Here is an 18951-nt window from a genome sequence, read left to right as displayed (position 1 = left end):
CACGATGCGCGTCGCGGCAGCGGGACCATGCGTTTTTTATAGCACGATGTCCATCCCGTCAAAGGCGACCTCGATCCCGCGCTGCCGCAATTCCGCGCGTTCGGGAGAACCTTCGTCGAGGATCGGATTGGTGTTGTTGACGTGAATCAATACCTTGCGCGGGCCCGGCACCCGGGCCAGCACGTCGAGCATGCCGCCCGGACCGTTCAGTGCGAGATGACCCATTTCGCGGCCGGTGCGTACACCGACGCCGCGTCGCAGCATCTCGTCGTCGTCCCACAGCGTGCCGTCCACGAGCACGCAGTCCGCGTCGTTCATCCGTTGCAGCAGCGCGTCGTCCACCGTGCCGAGCCCGGGTGCATGGAACAACGTGCCGCCGGTGCGGCGATCCTCGACGAGCAGGCCGATGTTGTCGCCGGGATGCGGATCGAAGCGATGCGGCGAGTAGGGTGGCGCCGCACTGCTCAGCGGCAGCGGCGTGAAGCGCAGGTTCGGGCAGGCCGGCACGGTGAAGCTGTCGCCGAGCACGATGCGGTTCCAGACCAGCCCGCCGTTCCAGTGCGCGAGCATGTTGAACAGCGGAAAGCCGCTGATGAGGTCATGGTGGACCATGTCGGTACACCACAGCTGCAGCGGACAGCCTTCGCGCAGGCTGAGCAGGCCGGCGGTATGGTCGATCTGGCTGTCCATCAGCACGACGGCGGCGATGCCGGTGTCGCGCAGCGCACGGCCCGGCTGCAACGGCGGGAAGGCTTGCAGTTGCGCGCGAATGTCGGGGGACGCGTTGCACAACACCCAGTTCGCGCCGTCGTCGGACAGCGCGATCGACGACTGGGTGCGGGCCTGCGCGTCGATCGTGCCCGCGCGAAAACCCGCGCAGTTCGCACAGTTGCAGTTCCATTGCGGAAAGCCGCCGCCCGCGGCGGATCCGAGGATGTGTATGAGCATGACGGTGCGACGAGGGGCCGGGGTGCGAAGCAAAGAAAAAGCCTCGGCAGGCCGAGGCTTTCCTTACCGGATGGCGTGCCCGAATCAGCGATTCGACACGTACATCGTGACTTCGAAACCGAGTCGCAGATCAGTGTAGGCAGGTTTGGTCCACATAGGAGAACTCCTTTGCAATGACGACTGACGACGAAGCGCGCCCGCGGACCTGCCGACATGTTCTACCCCAAACATCGGCGACGAGACCGTGCTGCGGCTTCACTACGCTATCACATTCGTGCGGTGGGCGGCCGGTACGAAGTCCGGTAAATCGCACGTTCACATCCTACCCGAACGGATCGCACGAGCAAGTCAATCCGGGCATCGATGGCATTCCCGGTTTTCATTCATGTGCGCATCGCGCACGCATTGCCGACACCTGGTCGACAATGCGAACGAAACACCGCGATTGCGCATTGTTTGCCGGCCGGTGGCGCCTCATTCATCGCACGAATCGACGTGTTGTCCGCGGGTGCCGGGCGGCGTTCCACCCGACACCGGCATCGTCAGGCCGGCTGCCTAGCTACCCTGCAGCCGGATATCGCGCGACGACGCGCCGACATACACCGTCCCGCCCGGCACGACCTTCCAGCCATTGCGCGACGTATCCCACACGCTCTGCATCCGCGGCGACACGGTCACGCGGACATGCCGTGCCTCGCCCGGGTTCAGCCGGATCTTTTCCCAGCCGACCAGCCGCTTCGGCGGCTCGTCCTTGTACGGCACGCCGAGATAGACCTGCGGCGTTTCCGCGCCGGCGACGCGGCCGTCGTTGCGTACGGTAAACGCGACGCTCAGCGAGCCGTCCCGTTGCCGCGACACCGACAACCCGGAATACGCGAAGTGCGTGTACGACAGCCCGTGGCCGAATTCGAACATCGGCTTGATGTTGCGCGCGTCGTACCAGCGGTAGCCCATGTTCAGCTTCTCCGCGTAGACGGGGTCGTTGTCGAACGCGCCGCCTTGCCCCCACGTCGGCGTGTCCTGGTCGCGCGCCGGGAACGTGACGGGCAGCTTGCCGGACGGGTTGACCGCGCCGAACAGCACGTTCGCGATAGCCTTGCCGCCGCCTTCGCCCGGATACCACGCCTCGACGATTGCCGACACGTTGTCCTTCCACGGCATCAGCACCGGATTGCCGCTCTGGACGACGACGATCGTGTGCGGGTTCGCCCGCGCGACCGCTTCGACGAGCGCATCCTGATTCGACGGATTCGCGAGACTCAGGCTTTGCAGATCGCCGAAATCCTCGCCGGCCGGCTGCGCGACCACGACGATCGCGACGTCCGAGCGGCCCGCGAGCGCCGCGGCCTGGTCGATTTCCTGCTGCGTGTACGCGCGGAACGGCGACTGCTGGTCGCTGTTGCCCGCGAACGTGACCTGTGCCGCCGGCGCGAGCGCGCGGATCGCCGCGACGATCGGCACGTCGACCTTGAGCCACGGATTGCGCCACCAGCTGCAGCCGGTCGACGCCCCGAACGTCAGGCCGCCGCAGCCCGCGAACGAACCGGTGACCGGATCGCGCGTGTTGCCCGAGCCGCCGCCCGACAGCACGGCCGCGTCGGCGTGGCCGCCGATCACCGCGATGCGCGACAAGGCCGCGGCCGCCAACGGCAACTGGTTGCCGTCGTTCTTCAGCAGTACGATCGACTGTTCGGCGACGCTCTGCGCGAACCGGTTCGCGGCCGCGAAATCGATCGTACCGCCGCCCTTGGCCGGATCGTCCATCACGCCGACGCGGATCATCACCGCGAGCTTGCGGCGCACCATGTCGTCGAGGCGCGCGGTCGATACCGAGCCGTTCGCGATCGCCTGCTTGACGGCCGCCGGCGTCAGGTAGACCGACGGGCCGACGTCTTCTTCCTCGTCGAGCCCGGCGTTGATCGCGGCGGCCGTGCTGTGCGTGGCACCCCAGTCGGATTGCACCTGGCCCTGGAAGCCCCATTCGTTCTTCAGCACGTCGTTCAGCAGATGCGTGTTCTCGCACGCGTACGCGCCGTTCAGGCGGTTGTAGCTGCACATCACGCTGCCTGGATGCCCGCGCTTCGCGGCGATCTCGAACGGCAGCAGGTAGAGCTCGCGCAGCGTGCGTTCGTCGATCTGCGTGTTGCCGCCCATCCGGCCATGCTCCTGTTCGTTGCCGGCATAGTGCTTGATGGTCGCGATGACCTTCTGCCGCTGCGTGGCGAGCGTGCGCTCCGCGAGCAGGTCGCCTGCGAGCAGCGGATCCTCGCCGAGATACTCGAACAGCCGGCCGCCGCGCGGCTCGCGCGCGAGGTTGGTGCCGCCGCCGAGACCCATGCCGAACCCTTGCGCGCGCAACTGGATCGCGACCTGCTTGCCGTAGTCGTACGACAGGCGGCGATCCCAGCTCGCGGCGACGGCGATCGTGGCGGGGAAGGTCGTGCTCGCGAGCGACGTGCTGCCGGAGCCGGTCGCGGAGTCGACCATGTTGAGATCGGGAATGCCGAGCCGCGGCACGCCCTGGATGTAGCCGGCACCGCCGTTCGGCACCTTCGACATTTCGTATTGCGAATGGATGAACTGCAGTTTCTCGTCGAGCGTCATCTTGCGCACGAGGAGGTCGGCGCGCCGCTGCGCGGCGGACGACGCGAATGCGTCGGCGGCGTCGCCCTGCGAATTGAAATCGGCGTTGCCTGCGTAGGCGGTGGTGCAGAGGGTCGCTGCCAGCACGACGGCCGGCCAGTGTTTGTCCCGCATGTTGCTCTCCATGATCGTATTGCCGGTTGTTCGGATGATGTCTGGAGCTGCGCACGTCCGGTGGATTCGCACCGGACGCATTCGGCTGGCGATGCAGGGTGGTTGCGCGTCGGCATGCCAGGCCAGGCGGGGAATCGTTACGGCCGGTTGGGCCCGATCGAACAACGCGGACGGCGACGCGGACCGTCCGACACTGCTGAATCGGATGTAGCGATTCTCTGCAGTGGCCAATCGTACGAATGTAGTTTGACTACAGCATCGGTGTTTCTACTGATACGTATGATCTTTTTCCGATGCGGCTGTGCGGTGCGGGGAAAAGGCGGTAAGCGTTCCTGATTGTGCGTGTGCAGCAGGGTAAGAAGTACCCGCGGGCGGTCGTTTCGAGGGGAGGCGGATCGGTGCTGGCGACGGGGCGTGTGGGGGAGTCGTTGCGTGTGCATCGAATGGAACCCCGTCGAATTCCGGTCGCCTCGGGGAAAACCGGCAGCACGGACGCTGCGCCAGCTAACCGCGCCGAGCGACAGGACTGCCCGGCAGCGGAATCCCGGCACGATAGACGACGGTCGCGAGCGCCGCTGCGACCGCAGCCTCGGCCGTCAGCACGGCGGCGGCGGCGCCCAGTTCGGCGAAGTACTTCGCGAGCACCGGCACGAGCACGATATTCAGAATGCCCGATGACATCAGGACACGCGTGAATTCGGACTTCATTCCGAGCGGCAGCATCGTCTGCACACCGAAGAGATCGGTCATCCCGGCCATGAATGGAATGAAGGCCATCCAGCGCAGCACCTGGACCGTCGGTTCGTACGAAGGGCCGTACAGGATGCGCACGGCGAGCGGCGCGCTGAAGAAGATCGCGAGCGAGATGCCGAGCACCATCGCGACCTGCACGACGAACAGCTTGCGCAGGAACGAGAACGCGTCGTTTCGCGCATGCCGCATCAGATAGCTGATGCGAGGATAGGTGGCGGCCTTCAGCGGCTGGAGCATGCTGAGCGCCGCGCGGATCAGCTTGTCGCCGGCGGCGAAGTAGCCGGCCGCGACGTTGCCCGACACGAAGCCGAGCAGCACAGTGTTGGTCGACGCATAGAACGCGATCGACGTCGATGCGAGGAACACCTGCCAGCCGCCTTTCAGCGATTCGGCGATGTCGGCGAAACCTACGCGAACGAAGTCGATTTCGCGCTGGGCATACAGATAGACGGCCAGTACGAGCGCTGACAGCGTCGGGACGGCCGCGTTGACGATCATCGCGCGGTCGATGTCCGCGGGGCTGTGCACGAGCGCGAACATCGCGGGCAGGCTCAGGATGCGGCCGACGAACAGGATCACGCTCAGCGCGCGCAACTTCTCCATGCCCTGGAAATACCAGCCCGGCGTGAACGCCACGCCGGCCACCATCCCGAAGCCGATCAGCAGCAGGTCGCGGTCTTCGCCAAAGCGGCCGACCAGCACGATCAGCCCGACCAGCACGATGAAACAGATCACCGCGATGCCGATCTGCGCATACAGCGTCGCCCAGAAGATGCGGGAGCGTTCGGCGCGGTCGTCGCGCGCGAGCGCGATGCGCGGCGTGGCGGTCAGGTCGAAGCTGTAGCTCGTGCAGTTGGTGAGGTACGCGATGACCGCGAGCGAGAACGCGAGCTGCCCGTAGCCTTCCGGGCCCAGCGCGTGCGTGAGCAACGGTGCGATCAGCAGCGGCACCGCATACATCGAAATCTGCAGCGTCAGCAGCAGCAGGAAATTCTTCTTGAGGTTTGACATTCGCTTGGTCGGCGCCGTGGGTGTCGCAGGGCGGCGAGGTGCGGGCCGCCGTGCGCTCGCGCGGCCGGTCGGCGCTGACCCGGCTGCGTGGGTTCGCGGCCCGTTCCGGCTGGCGCCGGTTTCGTCCGGCGATGCCGGACACGGCCACATCGCATGGCGGTCATGATACGGGGCGAGCGGGACGACTGTGTTCGCGAGCCTACCTTTCGCGGATTAGGCGCACACGCGCGGCGCGAATCGGAACAGCGGGCGCCTCGTTGTATCGCCACGGTAATGAATGCATTTGTAAGCTGGCGCACCGAAGGGCGCTCGGGCCGAGTGCTCTAATCGAACGACTGTTTGGGTGTGCGGAGGAAATGGCTTGACGATGACTCGGGCCGGCGACCTGCCGCCGCCAGGCAGCGGGGGCAGGACAACGCATCGCGAAGGGCGGACGGGTTGCGCAGGGGCGCGGCGGAGGTCCGTTGCGTGAAGGCTGTGCGTCGTGGAGCAGTCACATGACCGTGGAGTGGCCGATTCCGGTGGAGCCGCCGGACGCGTGTCCGCATCCGATAACAAATACCGAGCCGAGGAGTACCGATTGAAGCCGATAACGTTCGGCAGCTGCGTGGGGTGGCTGCACGAAGGACATACGACACAAGGCGTGATCCTGTGCGAATCGCTGGGTCACGAGGCATCGTGGACGCACAAGCTCATGCGGGCGATCGCGGAGCGGCTGGCCCGCGAGGGTGTCACGGTATTGCGATTCAACTACCCGTGCACCGGCGACTCGGCGGGAGACGATCGCGACGCCGGTCGGTATGTCGCGAGCATCGCCAGCATTCACGACGCGATCGACCTGTTGCGCGATCAGGTTGGCGTAACCACGCTGACGCTCGTCGGGATCCGCGCGGGCGCGTTGTTCGCGATGCTGGCCGCCGCGGGCGTGGGCCCGCGCCCGGCGCCGCGCGTCGACGCACTGGTGGCGCTGGCGCCGGTCGTGCGCGGTCGCGCCTACCTGCGCGAGCTGTCGTTCGTGCATCGCCAGTGGCTCGATATCACGTCGCCCGCGATCCGCGCCGCGCATCGCGACGAACCGTGCATGAACGTGCTCGGACACCGGTTTCCCGACGACTTCGTCGATGCGTTGAAGGCGGTCGATCTGTGCGACGTCGTGCGCGATGCGCCGACGTTGCCTGGCGCGATGCTGCTGATCCAGCCCGATCAGGGCGACGGGCCGGCATTGCGCGAAGCGCTGTTCGAGCGCGGTGTGGACGTGGCGAGCGATGCATTCCGCGAATGGCCGACGACGATGCTGGACGGCACGCGCTCGCGCTTGCCGCTCGCGGCGATCGACACGCTCGCGAACTGGATCGCCGAACGCGCGCCGCGTATGTCGGCTGGCGCCGAAACCCCGATGCAAACGGATTCGGCGTGGAATGGCGAGTCGGCCGTCGCGCTGGACCTGCACGACATGACCGAGCAGGTCGTCGCGGTCGGTCCGGACCGGCTCGTCGGCGTGCTGTGCCGTCCCGCCGACACGCGGCCGGCGAATCCGGTCGGCCCGGCGCTCGTGATCGCGAACACGTCGACGAACCCGCGCAGCGGCGAAGGGCGCTTCAGCGTGCGCCTCGCGCGTGCGCTGGCACGCACCGGCGTGACGACACTGCGGATCGACGTGCATGGCGTCGGCGATAGCGGGCCCGCCGCGCTGGACGACCAGTCTGGCGTCGTGTATTCGGCGCGATCGAGCGACGACGTGGCCGGTGCCGCGGACTGGCTGCGCGCGCTCGGTCACCCCGAGGTGGCCGCGGCGGGCATTTGTTCCGGCGCCTATGCGGCGTTGCATGCGGCCGTGAAGACGCCGTCGCTCGGCGGCGTGATCGCGATCAATCTCGCCCGCTTCGTGTGGCCGGCCGGACTCTCGCTCGAGGCAGTGCAGAAGCAGCGGAACAACTCGGTGCGCGGTTACTGGCTGTCGGTGCGCGACTGGCAGAAATGGAAGCGCCTCGTGCGGGATCGGCGCGACCTGCGGCCGATCGTGCGGGCGGTGGCCGCGAATGCGATCGCGCGGGTCAGTGTGCCGGCGAAGGCGCTTGCAGCACGCGTCGGCTGGAAGCCCGGCATCGGCACGCCGCGCGGCGTGATGCACGAGCTTGCGCAGCGCAACGTATGGACGACGCTGGTGTACGGCGCGCTCGATCCCGGTATCGACGATGTCCGGCGTCACTTCGGTGCAATCGAGCGCGCGTTCCGGTGCTCGCGTCACGTGCGTCTGTACCTCGAGCCGCAGGTCGACCATGCGGTGTACGGCGCGGTGGGCACGGACATCGTGATCGACCGGTGCATGCAGGCGCTCGGTCGCGACTCGATCCGGCCGGTCGCGCGCGTCGCCGATCCGGCCGCACCCGAAGCGGCCGCGCGATCGTACACGAGCGTGTCCGTTGGCCGGTCGTGATGCGCGCCGCGTCGCACGCGGCGGCGCATCGGGGTGCGATCCCCTCTACGCATGAAGATCGGCGTTCGGTGGGGTCCCTCACAGACGTGCCGTTCGCCGTGGTGTCCAATTCCGTATCGGTGCATCGCCGGTCATGCCGAGGCATGACCGGCCGGGATGCTTCAGTCCGGATCGTCCGGTTGCTCATAGGGCGACTTCGCGTAGGGCGACGCATACAACCTGTCGCTGCGCCATACGTCGTCGGCGGGTGCACTGGCCGCTTGCGGGCGATGCGGCCGCCCCGGCACGAGCGGCCGGCGCAGCGCGCCGCGGGCGCGCGTTTCGGGCTGGACGGCGGTGCTGGCGATGGGACGCGCGGAAGCGGACATCGCGACTCCGGAGGCGGCTGCAGCGGGTTCGACGCCGTCGCTTGTCGCGGCGACTTGCGCCGAACGCTGCAACGGTACGGGCGGGAGCGCCGCCGCCGATGCGAACGTCGGCGCGTCGGCCGGGACGGCGGGCAACGTCTGCGCATCGACGGCGCAGACGATGCCGGCCGAGGCGATGCAGACGAGTAACGAAAGCGACGAAGAGCAGTTCATGACGAATCGTACGGTTTGACGTGCGGTGTAGAGGGAGGTGCGGCACCGCGATGCGAGCCGCGCCGGCAAGCGTAATGCCGGAATTCGCCGCGTTCGGCGGGTTACCGCACAGTTTTGGAAGGGCACGATGTCAATCACCACGCAACCCGAATCGACGCACGGAGCGCTGCAGCCACGCATGGCCGGCACCCGTCGCGCACCGTGGCTGTCGCGCATGGCGATCGTGGCGGCCGCGTGCGCATTGAGCGCATGTGCGTTGTCGCCGGGCATGACGTACCGGGCGCCTGCCGACCGTGACGCGAATGCGCGCGTGAGCGCCGATGCATCGGGCGCGGGCGGCCTCGACGGTGTGCAGAACGTGTCGAGCGAGGAGCTGATCGAAATCACGCCGGCGTTCGTCGCGCAGCAGCATGCGAGCCGGCCGCCCGATGTCGATGCGGAAATCCGCCAGCTGTTCGGCAAGCCGAAGCCGTACACGATCGGCCCCGGCGACGTGCTCGGCATCGTCGTATGGGACCACCCCGAACTGAACCTGCCGACGACGCAGACGACGGCGGGCGGCGACGGTGTCGGTGCCAGTTCGGTCGCGACCGGCTACACGGTCGACGCAAACGGCAACGTGCAGTTCGCGTATGCCGGCCTCGTGCACGTGGCGGGGCTGACCGAGGCGCAGGCGCGCGCGCTGCTGACGAAGCGGCTCGGCGAATACGTGCGCAAGCCGCAGATCGCGCTGCGCGTGCAGACCTATCGCAGCAAGCGTGTCTATCTCGATGGCGAGGTGCGCACGCCGGGTCTACAGATCGTCAACGACATGCCGATGACGTTGCCCGAGGCGATCGACCGCGCGGGCGGCTTTACCCCGACGGCCGATCGCTCGCAGGTCTCGGTGACGCGCGGCGACAAGACCGTGAACGTGAGCCTGCCGGCGCTGATCGCCGCGGGCGTGAACCCGTCGAACATCCTGCTGCGCGACGGCGATCTCGTGCGCGTGCGCGCGGCGAGCGACGCGAAGGTGTTCGTGCTCGGCGAGGTGTCGCGGCCCGCGACGCTGACGCTGACCGACGGCCGGATGAGCCTCGGCGAAGCGCTCGGCGACACGGGCGGCGCGAGCCAGTACACGTCGGACGCGCGCCAGGTGTTCGTCGTGCGTCGTGGCCCGGACAACCGCCCGCGGGTGTACCACCTCGACGGCAGTTCGCCCGCGTCGTTCGCGCTGGCCGACCAGTTTTCGCTCGAGCGTCGCGACGTCGTGTTCGTCGATGCGTCGTCGCTGGTGCGCTGGAGCCGCGTCGTCAACCTGCTGATTCCGTCGTCCGCGCAGGGTGCGCTGACGGCCAAGGCGATTTCGCCGTGACCCTCATGACCCATTTCGTCATCGCGACCGCGCGTCGCGCCTACGGGACTGATGCCGTATGACTTCCTCGACCCTGCCCGACCCGCACAGCGGGCCCGCCCTGCGGCCGTCCTATCCGGTGCGCCGCTACTGGGGCATGCTGTACGGCGGCCGGCGCCTGATCCTGGGCACGGCGCTCGCGGGCGCGCTCGTTGGCGCCGTGTATGCGCTGTGTGCGGCCCCCGTCTACCGGACCGACATCCTGTTCCAGGTCGAGCAAAGCCCGACCGACTCGAAATCGACGTCGCCGACCGGTGATCCGTCGTCGGTATTCGACCTGAAGACGGATGCGTCGACCGAGATCGAAGTGCTGAAATCCCGCGCGGTGCTCGATCGCGCGATCGACAGCACCAATCTGGCCGTCGACGCCCGGCCGCATTACCTGCCGCTGATCGGCTGGCGGTTCGTGAACGCGGCCGACGGGCTGTCGTCGCCGTTGCCGGGCGGCTATGTGTACGGCACCGAGCGCATCGACGTGCCGACCTTCGACGTGCCGAAGCGCCTGCTCGGCAAGCGGTTCGCGCTGACCGTCGGCGACGATGGCGCCTACACGCTGCAGCGTACGGGCTGGTTCGGCCGCAAGGGGCCGGCATGGCAGGGCCGCATCGGGCAGCCGCTACATGTCGAGACGCCGCAGGGGCCGCTCGACATCTTCGTGCGCGGCGTGGCCGGCAAGCCCGGCGCACGCTTCGACCTGACGCGCTACAGCGACGAGGAGGCGACGGCCTGGCTGCAGAAGAACGCGCTGATCTCGGAGCGCGGCAAGCAGTCGAACATGGTCGGCGTGACGCTTGACGGCACCGATCCCGTGCACGACAGCCGTGTGCTGAACGCGATCGGCGACGCATACCTGGCGCAGAACACGCAGCGCAAGTCCGAGGCGGCCGACAAGCTGATCCGCTTCATGGACGCCCAGTTGCCGCAGCTCAAGGCGCAGCTCGAAAAGGCGGAAAGCCGCTTCAACGCGTTCCGGGCCTCGCACGGGACGGTCAATACGAGCGACGAGGCGCTGGCGTTGCGCCAGCAGTCGGTCGACATCGAGACGCGCGTGCAGACGCTGCAGCAGCGGCGCGAGGAATTGCTGACGCGCTTCATGCCGAAGCATCCGGCCGTGGTGGCCGTCGATGCTCAGCTCTCCGACGCGCAGCGTTCGCTCGACACGACACGCAAGCAGATCCAGCAACTGCCGACCGTCGAACAGGGCGTGCTGCAGTTGCAGCGCGACGTGGCCGTCGACACGGCGCTGTACACGAACCTGCTCAACACACGCCAGCAGATGATCCTCGCGCGGGCCAGCAAGACCGGCACCGTGCGGATCGTCGATACGGCGAAGGTCGCCGAGCAGCCGATCGGCCCGCATCGCGGGGTCGCCGTGATCGCCCTGCTGATGGTGGGCCTGCTGGCAGGCGCGGCAATCGTGATCGTCCGGCAGCGCATCGTCGGCACGATCGGCGATGCCGAGGAAATCGAATGGACGACGGGACTGCCGGTGTTCGCGACCGTGCCGCACAGCCCGGGCGTGGCGCAAGCGGAGCTGGGCTCGAAGGCCGGACGGCGCGGCGCGCGCGCGCCGGTGCCGCCCGTCGCCGTGCAGGACGCGGCGCTCGAAAGCCTGCGCAATTTCCGTGCGGCACTGCAACTGTCGATGCCGCACGCGTCGAATCCCGTCGTGTTGATTTCCGGGCCGACGACGGGTGTCGGCAAGTCGTTCGTCGCCGCGAATATCGCGTCGCTCGTCGGCGCGGCGAAACGGCGAGTCCTGCTGATCGATGCCGACCTGCGCAAGGGGTCGCTGCACGAACGATTCCGCTACAGCCGCGCACCGGGCCTGTCGGACGTGGTGGCTGGCACCCACCGGCTCGACGAGGCGATCAAGCGCGGCATCGTGCCGGGCCTCGATTTCATCGCGATGGGCAGCGTCGTGCCCGATCCGGGCGAGCTGCTGCTGCAGCCCGCGCTCGCCGAACTGATCGAGCAGGTCGCATCGCGCTACGACATGGTCGTGATCGACGGCCCGCCGTTGCTGCCGGTGGCCGATGCGCTTGTGCTCGGCCGCCTCGCGGGAACCGTGTTCCTCGTCGCGCGCAGCGGCGTGACGACACTGGCGGAACTCGACGAAAGCGCACGACGGCTCGAACACGCGCATATCGACGTGCGCGGCGTGGTCCTGAACGATTACAAGGGCGCGCCGGGACGGTACGACTACGGCTATGCGGATACGAACACGCATCAGGCCGCGTCCGGATATGCAGAGGCGATGGCGCCGCGGCAACGGGTGGAACGGGCGTCATGAACTGGCGAGCGGGCGGAGCAGGGGCCGGGCCGCGACAGGGCCCGGCGACGATGCGCCGGATGGCGCGCGTGCGCGGTCCCGCGGGCGGGTATACGGGATATTGGTGGGAGGACCCGGCACGCCTCGTGCTGATGTTCATCCTGCCGCTGTATGGATTGCTGTCGCTCAGCCTGCTGGGCGACCAGAAGTCGATTGCGCGGATCTACTTCGACGGCTACTACGCGTTCGTCGGCGCGCTGTTCCTGGTGGTGGTGATGGCCACGGCATGGCTCGCGACGACCGAAGTGCAGACGCGGCGGGGTCCGCCGCCCGCCACAGTCGAACTGTCGCCTCGCGTGCTCGATTTCGTGTTCGCGCTCGCTCTGTTCGGCTATGCCCTGTTGTTGAGCGGCATCGTCACGCATCCGGCACTGCTGGTCGCGTTCGTCCGGGGCGAAGCGAATGCGTACGACATGCTCGATCTGAAAGGGCGCATTACGGGCCTCAGCACGTTCACGCAGGCGACCGCACCGTACGTCGTACTGTATTTCTATGTGTTCAGGACACCGGTAAAGGGACTGAATCGCTACAAGATCTACTTTGCCGTGCTCGCGGCGCTGACGCTGCTGCGCAGCTTCATCTTCGCCGAGCGGCTTGCGCTGATTGAAATGATGATGCCGCTTGCGCTCATGGTCGTTCGATTCCGGCTCGGCGGCAGGTATTCGAGGTTGTTGACGCTCGGTCCGTATGCGGCGATCCCGCTGTTGTTCGGGCTGTTCATCGCCAACGAGTACAACCGGTCGTGGGAAGCCTATTACGTCAACATCTACGACAACCTGTTCGATTTCGCGCTCGAACGCCTGGGTCTGTACTACTCGACGTCGTTGAACAACGGCGCGGGAATACTGAGTGTGCTGGGCTGGGACCAGGGCCACCCGATGTTCACGTTCGACTGGCTGCTGCGCTTCCCGATCATCGGAGCGACGTTGCAGCCGTGGCTCGACTCGGGCGACAGCATCAACCTGTTCCTGAACGGCTACGCCGATCCGGAGTTCAATAACCCGTCGGGGATTTTCGTCCACTTCTACGAGTGGGGCTGGTTCGGCCTGTTCGACGCACTCGTGCTCGGCTGGGTGGTGGGTCGCAGTTATGCGGGCTGGCGGAGCGGGAACGGGTTCTGGTGCTGCGCACACGCGGTGTTGTTCGTGTCGGTAATGGAAATCATGCGGACCCCGAATCTGTTCAGCGGGCGGAATTTCGTGCCGGTCGTACTGCTGATCGCCGTGTTCCACTGGTTCGCAAAAGCTCGGGCATGTGCTGCGCCCGATGCCGCCGGCGCCGGATCCGGTGGAGATGGAGGCGGGCGTGCCGTCGCCTGAGAATCGGGCCACGGACGTCGATCCGGTCTTGTCGCGATAACAGCAAGGGTCGTGCGGTACGGGGCATGCGACCACTTTGTAGATTGCCGGGTCCCAAAAATCAATATTTCCCGGAGCCACTACCTTTCATGGCTACTCACAAGCAGAAGTTCGAAATTCTGGACGGGTTGCGCGGCATTGCAGCCATCAGCGTGATGTTCATGCATTTCCTTCAGGACCTGCCGATTCCGATATTGCAGAGTGCATATCTTTCGGTAGACGTTTTTTTCATGCTGAGTGGATTCATCCTGACCTACTCTTATGGCGAAAGACTGCGTCAGGAGTCGTGGTGGGGCGAGTATTTGAAGCGACGCGTGATGCGCCTGTATCCGATGATATGCATCGGGTTCACGATCGGGTTCGCGAGCCTCGTCGTCATGCGTATGCACTCGTCGGCGGCCTTTTCGCTGGGTAACCTGGCGGCAGCCACCGGCCAGAACTACTTTCTAGTTCCGTATCTCGGTCGTTTTTCAGTGGCAGGCTTTGTCGGCGCAGCGAATCACGGCTTGCCGGCAGTCGACGACCCGGGCGTGTTTCCTCTGAACCCTCCCGCATGGTCGCTCTTCTTCGAGCTGTTCGCGAGTGTGGTCCTGATCGCGGCGATCAAGATGACGACGCAGAGTCTGCTGCGACTGGCATATGCGAGCCTCGGTGCCTTCGTCGTGTATGGATGGCTCGTGGGCCTCGACAACGACAAGTTGACGGTGATCCTGAATCAGGGTTGGTCGGCCGATAATTTCATCGGCGGATTCTTCAGGGTCGGCTACGGGTTCCTGCTGGGAGTGGCGATCGGGAAGATGCATGACGCTAGTGTCTCGGCCAGGCCGCATTGGTTCGTCGCCGGGCTCGTGAAGAACGACTACATGCTGTTTGTCGTTTTCCTGCTGGTCGTCGCGTTTCCGTCGTCGATCAAGGGGATGTATTCAGTGGCTATCCTGCTGTTCGTCGCACCTGCGCTGGTTTACCGGGGGGCCATGCTCGCGCCCAGCGGCAAGACGATTGCAAGGCTCAGCGCGTTCCTCGGCTGGATCTCGTATCCGCTTTATTGCGTGCACTATCCGATCGGAAGGCTGGTGTTCGCGTATGCGCCACAGGCCGACATCCACGTTGTCCGAACCGCGATGATCGCCGCGTTTCTTTCGATCGTGTCCGCCGCCATCCTGGCGAAATTTGTTGAAGAACCGATCAGGTCGTATCTGGGCAAGCGCATGTTCGGAAATCATCGGGCCGCGACCGGCAACCCGGTCAACGTCGGGTAACCGGAGCAGTTCGCGGAGCACACCGGCGTCGTTGCGGCGCCGGAATGCGGGAGTTGCTCTTACAGACTCTCGAAGATTTCCGTCATCATCTCGGCGCTTCGGCTCCAGCGATATTTCTCCGCGTGCAGGCTTCCCTTGCGTTTGAGCTCGGCCCTGAGCTCGGCGGAATCGAGCAGGCTCCGCAATTTCTGCGCGATGTCGTCATGCGAATACGGATCGCAGTACAGCGCCGCATCGGCACAGACTTCCGGCAGTGCGGCCGATTTGCCGACAACCGCCGGACAGCCGTAGCGCATCGCCTCGAGAGGCGGTATGCCGAACCCTTCGTAGATCGACGGATAAAGGAAGCACGCTGCGTTCTGATACAGCGCCTTCAATTGCTCGTCGCTGATGTAGCCCGCGTACTTGATGTTCGGCTCGGATGCCGAGAGATGATCCTGCTTGCCGAACACGGTGGCGTTCTGCATGCCGACGATGACGAGATCGACCGACGGATCGTCGATCTGCCGGAATGCCGCGATCAGCCGCCCGAAGTTCTTGGTCGGATTCATGCTGCTGACCGCGAGCACGAAGCGGCCGTGCGTCAGCGCATGCTTGTCGAGCACGCTCGTGTCCGCTTCCAGGGCATCGAGATGATCCGCACCGAGCGGCACGACGCTGATCTTCTCCGCGGAGACGCCGCAGTGATGCGCGAGGCGATCCCGCGAGAAATAGGAGTTGGTCAGCACGCAAACGGAGGTTCGCGCCAGGATCCAGAACATGATCCGGTACCACACGCGAAATGGCCGGGAGAAATGCGCGGGCGTGTCGAACACCGCCGCATCGTGCATGTAGATGATCTGGTTGCCGATGAAAATGGATGCCGAATTGCTGAGATTGACGATGCGTCCGCGGCGAGCGAACAGCGGGAGCACCAGCTGTTCCCAGACCACGCCCTTGAAAAAACCGACCTTGACCGTCCTCGCACCGCTTACCTCGACGCCGGGCTGCGGAGGCACCAGCACGGTCACCGGATCCTGCGGCTGAAACTTGATCAATGCGGCGATCAGCTCGCGCGCGACGCGCTGCACGCCGGTTGTCTTCTGCGTGGTGAAGCGGCCGTTGTATACGAGTTGCTTCGGTTTCTTGAAAGCGATCATGTCAATAAGGAGATATCGAAATCGGAGTCAGGCTTTGACGTGATCCGGTGCAACCGGCTTGAAGTCGCGCGTGTCGACACGCGGCTCTTCGGTATCGAGTCCGTAAAGCGCATTCCACTGCCGGAAAATCGCGCTCATCGAAAACCGCTGAATCGCCCGTTTTCGGGCTGCCGCGCCCATTTCCTCGCGAAGCTGTCGGTCGTCGCGCAGCAGGGTCAGATATGCGGCCATCTCGTCAGCGCTCGACGCGACATAGCCGGTCACGCCGTGAATCACCACGTCGCGATTGCCCACGACGTCCGTCACCACGGCCGGTATGCCGGCGACCTGCGCTTCGATCAACGCGACCGGCATGCCTTCCCATCGGGAGGTCTGGACGTAGATATCCAGTTCCGACGTCAGCGCGAGCGCGCGTGCGCGGGTGACCCAGCCGCTGCAGACGACTGCCCGGCGCTGGCCGGGGTCCGGAATCTCGGCGGCATCGCCGCCGATCCAGAGAAACTCGACGTCCGCGCCGTGCAGCGTGTCGGCAAGGCGCACGAATGCTTCATGATTTTTCTGGAACGACGCCCGGCCGCTCATCCCGATGACGACTTTGCGATCGTCGCGCGTTCGACGCGGTGGGATCTCCGCCGCATTGACGCCGTTTTCCACCAGGACTGCCGACTTTGCCCGGACCTTTCCCCGGATCTCGGCGAGTTCGCTGCCGGAGCACGCGACGATGGTTCCGCCGATGTGCGCCGCGATGCGCTCGAAGCTCAGATAGGCGTACTGCTTCATGCGCGACACGTCGCGGCGCAGGAACGAGAGTCCGTGCGGCGAGTAGAGGACCTTCGCATTCGGGGCGGCGATCCGTGCGGCGATTCGCCCCAGCACGCCGGCCTTCGACGAGTGCAGATGAATCGCGGTCGGCTTGCAGTCGCGCAGGTTCCGGACCAGCGCACGCAAGCTCCTCAGATCCTGTTTGACGCTCACCTCGCGCGCCATGTCGACGTAAACGAGCTTCACGTCAGGCAGGAATAGCGTTGAAAAATCGGTCGGGGTTTCCGGTCGGATCGAATGCAGAACCGTCACGTCGACGCCGGTCGCCGCGGCATGGTTGGCGAGATGGGTCAGCATCGAAAGCACGCCGCCACCAAACGCTTCGGCGATATGAACGATCTTTTCTTGGGTCATCTTTCGGTCTAGCGATCCGATCGCACATTCATCGCCCGTCGTGACGATGAGCCGCCCGCGAATCGTGTTGTCTCGGTGTCGAGTTCGTTAAACTATGCATTCCTGATTGATAAATGCATGGCTGCCGTGGCCATTGGATCCTGCTGTCGCAGTCGCTTGTTCGAGCTGACGAGGCAGCCGGATGGTTTCCGCCGATGGAATATCGGGTCGACGTTGCCGGAGCGTGCCGAACACGACGCAGCGTGACGAATCAATGCCGCGTTCTACGTGTCGGCTCGATTCCTCCGAACATCGGATACCGGCGTTCGACTACGACGACTGGAGACGAGACAACGACGAAATCCGGTCAGTGCGCGTGAATCCACTGGTCCGGATCATTGTGCAGCGCATGCGCGACCCGCTGGGTGCGATGGCTTACCGAAGGCGCGACTCGGCGACGCTATCGAGCGTCGGCGTGATGGCCGGACGACTTCCGCACGCGCGCGAGCGGATTGGAGATATAGCGAATCGCACGGTTGCTGAGCGTTGCCGACGGCAGCAAGCATGCGAGCGACAGCCCGGCCACGGCCGCTTTCTTGGCGGGCCCCCAGAACGGGTTGCGCAGCACGGTTTGCCAGTAGCGCCCGGATTCGCACAGGAACCAGCGCCAGCGCCGCACGAGTGGGGCGTGATAGAGCGTGCTTGCGAAGCGGGCCTTCTCGATCGCGAAGTCGAGCGGCGCGATCGGCAATGCTTCGTGCAGCCGTGTGCCGGCAAGCATGCGCAGCGTCGCCCATCGGCGTTCGGCTTTCAGCGCGCCCGTCGCGGCGTCTTCCGAATTGGTGAGGGCGAGGGCCGGCGTGTCGGCGGACGGGCGCGTCCCCGGCTGCTGATGGACGCGATAGCCGCCGAGCGTTGCATCGATCATGTGTACGGCACCGAGCAACGCGATACCGTAGATCGCATAGAAATCCGCGCCATGCAGGTTGTCCGGGGTGACGGGTACCGGAAAGATGCGCTTGAGCGCATCGACCCGATACGCGTTGCCCGATGCGGGCGGCGACGGGTACAGCCAGCCCGCGCGCAACAGGCGGCCGCAATCGGTGTCGACGGCCGACTGCGGCACGCTGGCCCCGGTCATCGCCCCGTCCCGCGCGATCACGTCGAGCCGGAAATGCACCTTCACGAAGTCGCCGGACGCGAATGCGGCGAGCACGCGGGCCGCGGCGTCGGCATAGAGCAGGTCGTCAGCGTCGAGCAGGATCACGTAGCGCGTCGTGACATGTTCGAGCGCGCGGTTGTATGCGGCGACCTGACCGCGATTCTCCTGGAACACCGCCGTCACGCGCTCGCCGTACGAGCGAATGATGTCGCGCGAATCGTCGGTCGAACCGTCGTCGACGACCAGCACGCGTACACCGTGCGCGCCCTGCGAGAGCGCCGAATCGATCGCGTCGCGCAGGTATGCGCCGTGGTTGTAGTTGCAGATTGCGATGGTCAGGTCGGTCATGAACGGATTCTGGACGAGCGAAGTGCGGACGATCCGGGGGGCCGGCGCGCAGGTGCGGTGCCCCGGCGCACGGTCGCGTCGCATGGTGGCCATGATACGTGTCGCAGACCGGCACTCGGTTCGCGAGCCTACCGTTCCGCGATTCGCTTCATTGGAAGCGCGATGAATCGTCAACGGCATGTCGGATCCGCCGCGCAGGCGGGATGTATTGGTCTGTTGACGCACTGAAACGCGGCGGGTTCGAATGATCCAATCGAACGTAGTACACCGCCTGTTTCGGCGGTATCGCGGGCCGACAACTCGGCCGGCATGCAGCGA

Annotated in this window: 12 protein-coding genes and 1 pseudogene; 5 read left to right on the top strand and 8 right to left on the bottom strand. The window is 65.8% G+C overall.

Features of this window, described 5'->3' with window-relative positions; all coding sequences use genetic code 11:
• Positions 1 to 36: 36 nt before the first annotated feature.
• The 4 genes from pqqB to PL79_RS33535 form a co-directional block, all read right to left on the bottom strand.
• Positions 37 to 948: a pyrroloquinoline quinone biosynthesis protein PqqB gene (pqqB, locus tag PL79_RS33550; protein ID WP_044842934.1), complete on the bottom strand. Its 912-nt coding sequence runs from the start codon at positions 946 to 948 to the stop codon at positions 37 to 39.
• Positions 949 to 1032: 84 nt separating this feature from the next.
• Positions 1033 to 1104, bottom strand: a complete 72-nt coding sequence (gene pqqA / locus PL79_RS33545) for a pyrroloquinoline quinone precursor peptide PqqA (protein WP_124485082.1) — start codon at positions 1102 to 1104, stop codon at positions 1033 to 1035.
• Between the two features lie 399 nt (positions 1105 to 1503).
• Positions 1504 to 3705 carry a glycoside hydrolase family 3 C-terminal domain-containing protein gene (locus PL79_RS33540; protein WP_044843143.1) on the bottom strand — a complete coding sequence of 734 codons (2202 nt, stop codon included), beginning with the start codon at positions 3703 to 3705 and terminating at the stop codon, positions 1504 to 1506.
• A 504-nt stretch (positions 3706 to 4209) separates the two neighbouring features.
• The gene (locus tag PL79_RS33535) at positions 4210 to 5469 is read right to left on the bottom strand and encodes an oligosaccharide flippase family protein (RefSeq protein WP_044842935.1); all 1260 of its coding nucleotides are present in this window, start codon (positions 5467 to 5469) and stop codon (positions 4210 to 4212) included.
• A 580-nt stretch (positions 5470 to 6049) separates the two neighbouring features.
• On the opposite strand from PL79_RS33535, the gene PL79_RS33530 reads away from it, so the two are divergent.
• A complete protein-coding gene (locus PL79_RS33530; RefSeq protein WP_044842936.1) occupies positions 6050 to 7906 on the top strand; it encodes an alpha/beta hydrolase in 1857 nt (618 codons plus the stop codon).
• Positions 7907 to 8067: 161 nt separating this feature from the next.
• On the opposite strand, the gene PL79_RS33525 is transcribed toward PL79_RS33530, so the two are convergent.
• Complete coding sequence (locus tag PL79_RS33525; protein ID WP_235879369.1) at positions 8068 to 8628, bottom strand: hypothetical protein; 561 nt, start codon at positions 8626 to 8628, stop codon at positions 8068 to 8070.
• On the opposite strand from PL79_RS33525, the gene PL79_RS33520 reads away from it, so the two are divergent.
• From PL79_RS33520 to PL79_RS33505, 4 genes and pseudogenes are all read left to right on the top strand, one after another.
• Positions 8615 to 9841, top strand: coding sequence for a polysaccharide biosynthesis/export family protein (locus tag PL79_RS33520; RefSeq protein WP_044842938.1), 1227 nt, complete (start codon positions 8615 to 8617; stop codon positions 9839 to 9841). The genes PL79_RS33525 and PL79_RS33520 overlap by 14 nt on opposite strands.
• A 58-nt stretch (positions 9842 to 9899) precedes the next feature.
• Positions 9900 to 12173 carry a polysaccharide biosynthesis tyrosine autokinase gene (locus tag PL79_RS33515; RefSeq protein WP_044842939.1) on the top strand — a complete coding sequence of 758 codons (2274 nt, stop codon included), beginning with the start codon at positions 9900 to 9902 and terminating at the stop codon, positions 12171 to 12173.
• Positions 12170 to 13571 (top strand): annotated as a pseudogene (locus PL79_RS33510) (oligosaccharide repeat unit polymerase). The gene PL79_RS33515 and the pseudogene PL79_RS33510 overlap by 4 nt, the downstream one beginning before the upstream one ends.
• Before the next feature lie 88 nt (positions 13572 to 13659).
• Entirely contained in the window at positions 13660 to 14829 is a 1170-nt protein-coding gene (locus PL79_RS33505) for an acyltransferase family protein (RefSeq protein WP_044842940.1), read from the top strand.
• A gap of 59 nt (positions 14830 to 14888) precedes the next feature.
• On the opposite strand, the gene PL79_RS33500 is transcribed toward PL79_RS33505, so the two are convergent.
• The 3 genes from PL79_RS33500 to PL79_RS33490 all read right to left on the bottom strand — a co-directional run bounded on the left by PL79_RS33500 (position 14889) and on the right by PL79_RS33490 (position 18633).
• The gene (locus tag PL79_RS33500; protein ID WP_044842941.1) at positions 14889 to 15968 is read right to left on the bottom strand and encodes a glycosyltransferase family 4 protein; all 1080 of its coding nucleotides are present in this window, start codon (positions 15966 to 15968) and stop codon (positions 14889 to 14891) included.
• Positions 15969 to 15995: 27 nt separating this feature from the next.
• Positions 15996 to 17144 carry a glycosyltransferase gene (locus tag PL79_RS33495; protein WP_044842942.1) on the bottom strand — a complete coding sequence of 383 codons (1149 nt, stop codon included), beginning with the start codon at positions 17142 to 17144 and terminating at the stop codon, positions 15996 to 15998.
• 439 nt (positions 17145 to 17583) lie between these two features.
• Positions 17584 to 18633: a glycosyltransferase family 2 protein gene (locus tag PL79_RS33490; protein ID WP_044842943.1), complete on the bottom strand. Its 1050-nt coding sequence runs from the start codon at positions 18631 to 18633 to the stop codon at positions 17584 to 17586.
• Positions 18634 to 18951 lie beyond the last annotated feature (318 nt).

Source organism: Burkholderia sp. USMB20, assembly GCF_000949135.2.
Classification (GTDB): domain Bacteria; phylum Pseudomonadota; class Gammaproteobacteria; order Burkholderiales; family Burkholderiaceae; genus Burkholderia.
This window is presented reverse-complemented; position numbering and strand designations above follow the sequence as displayed.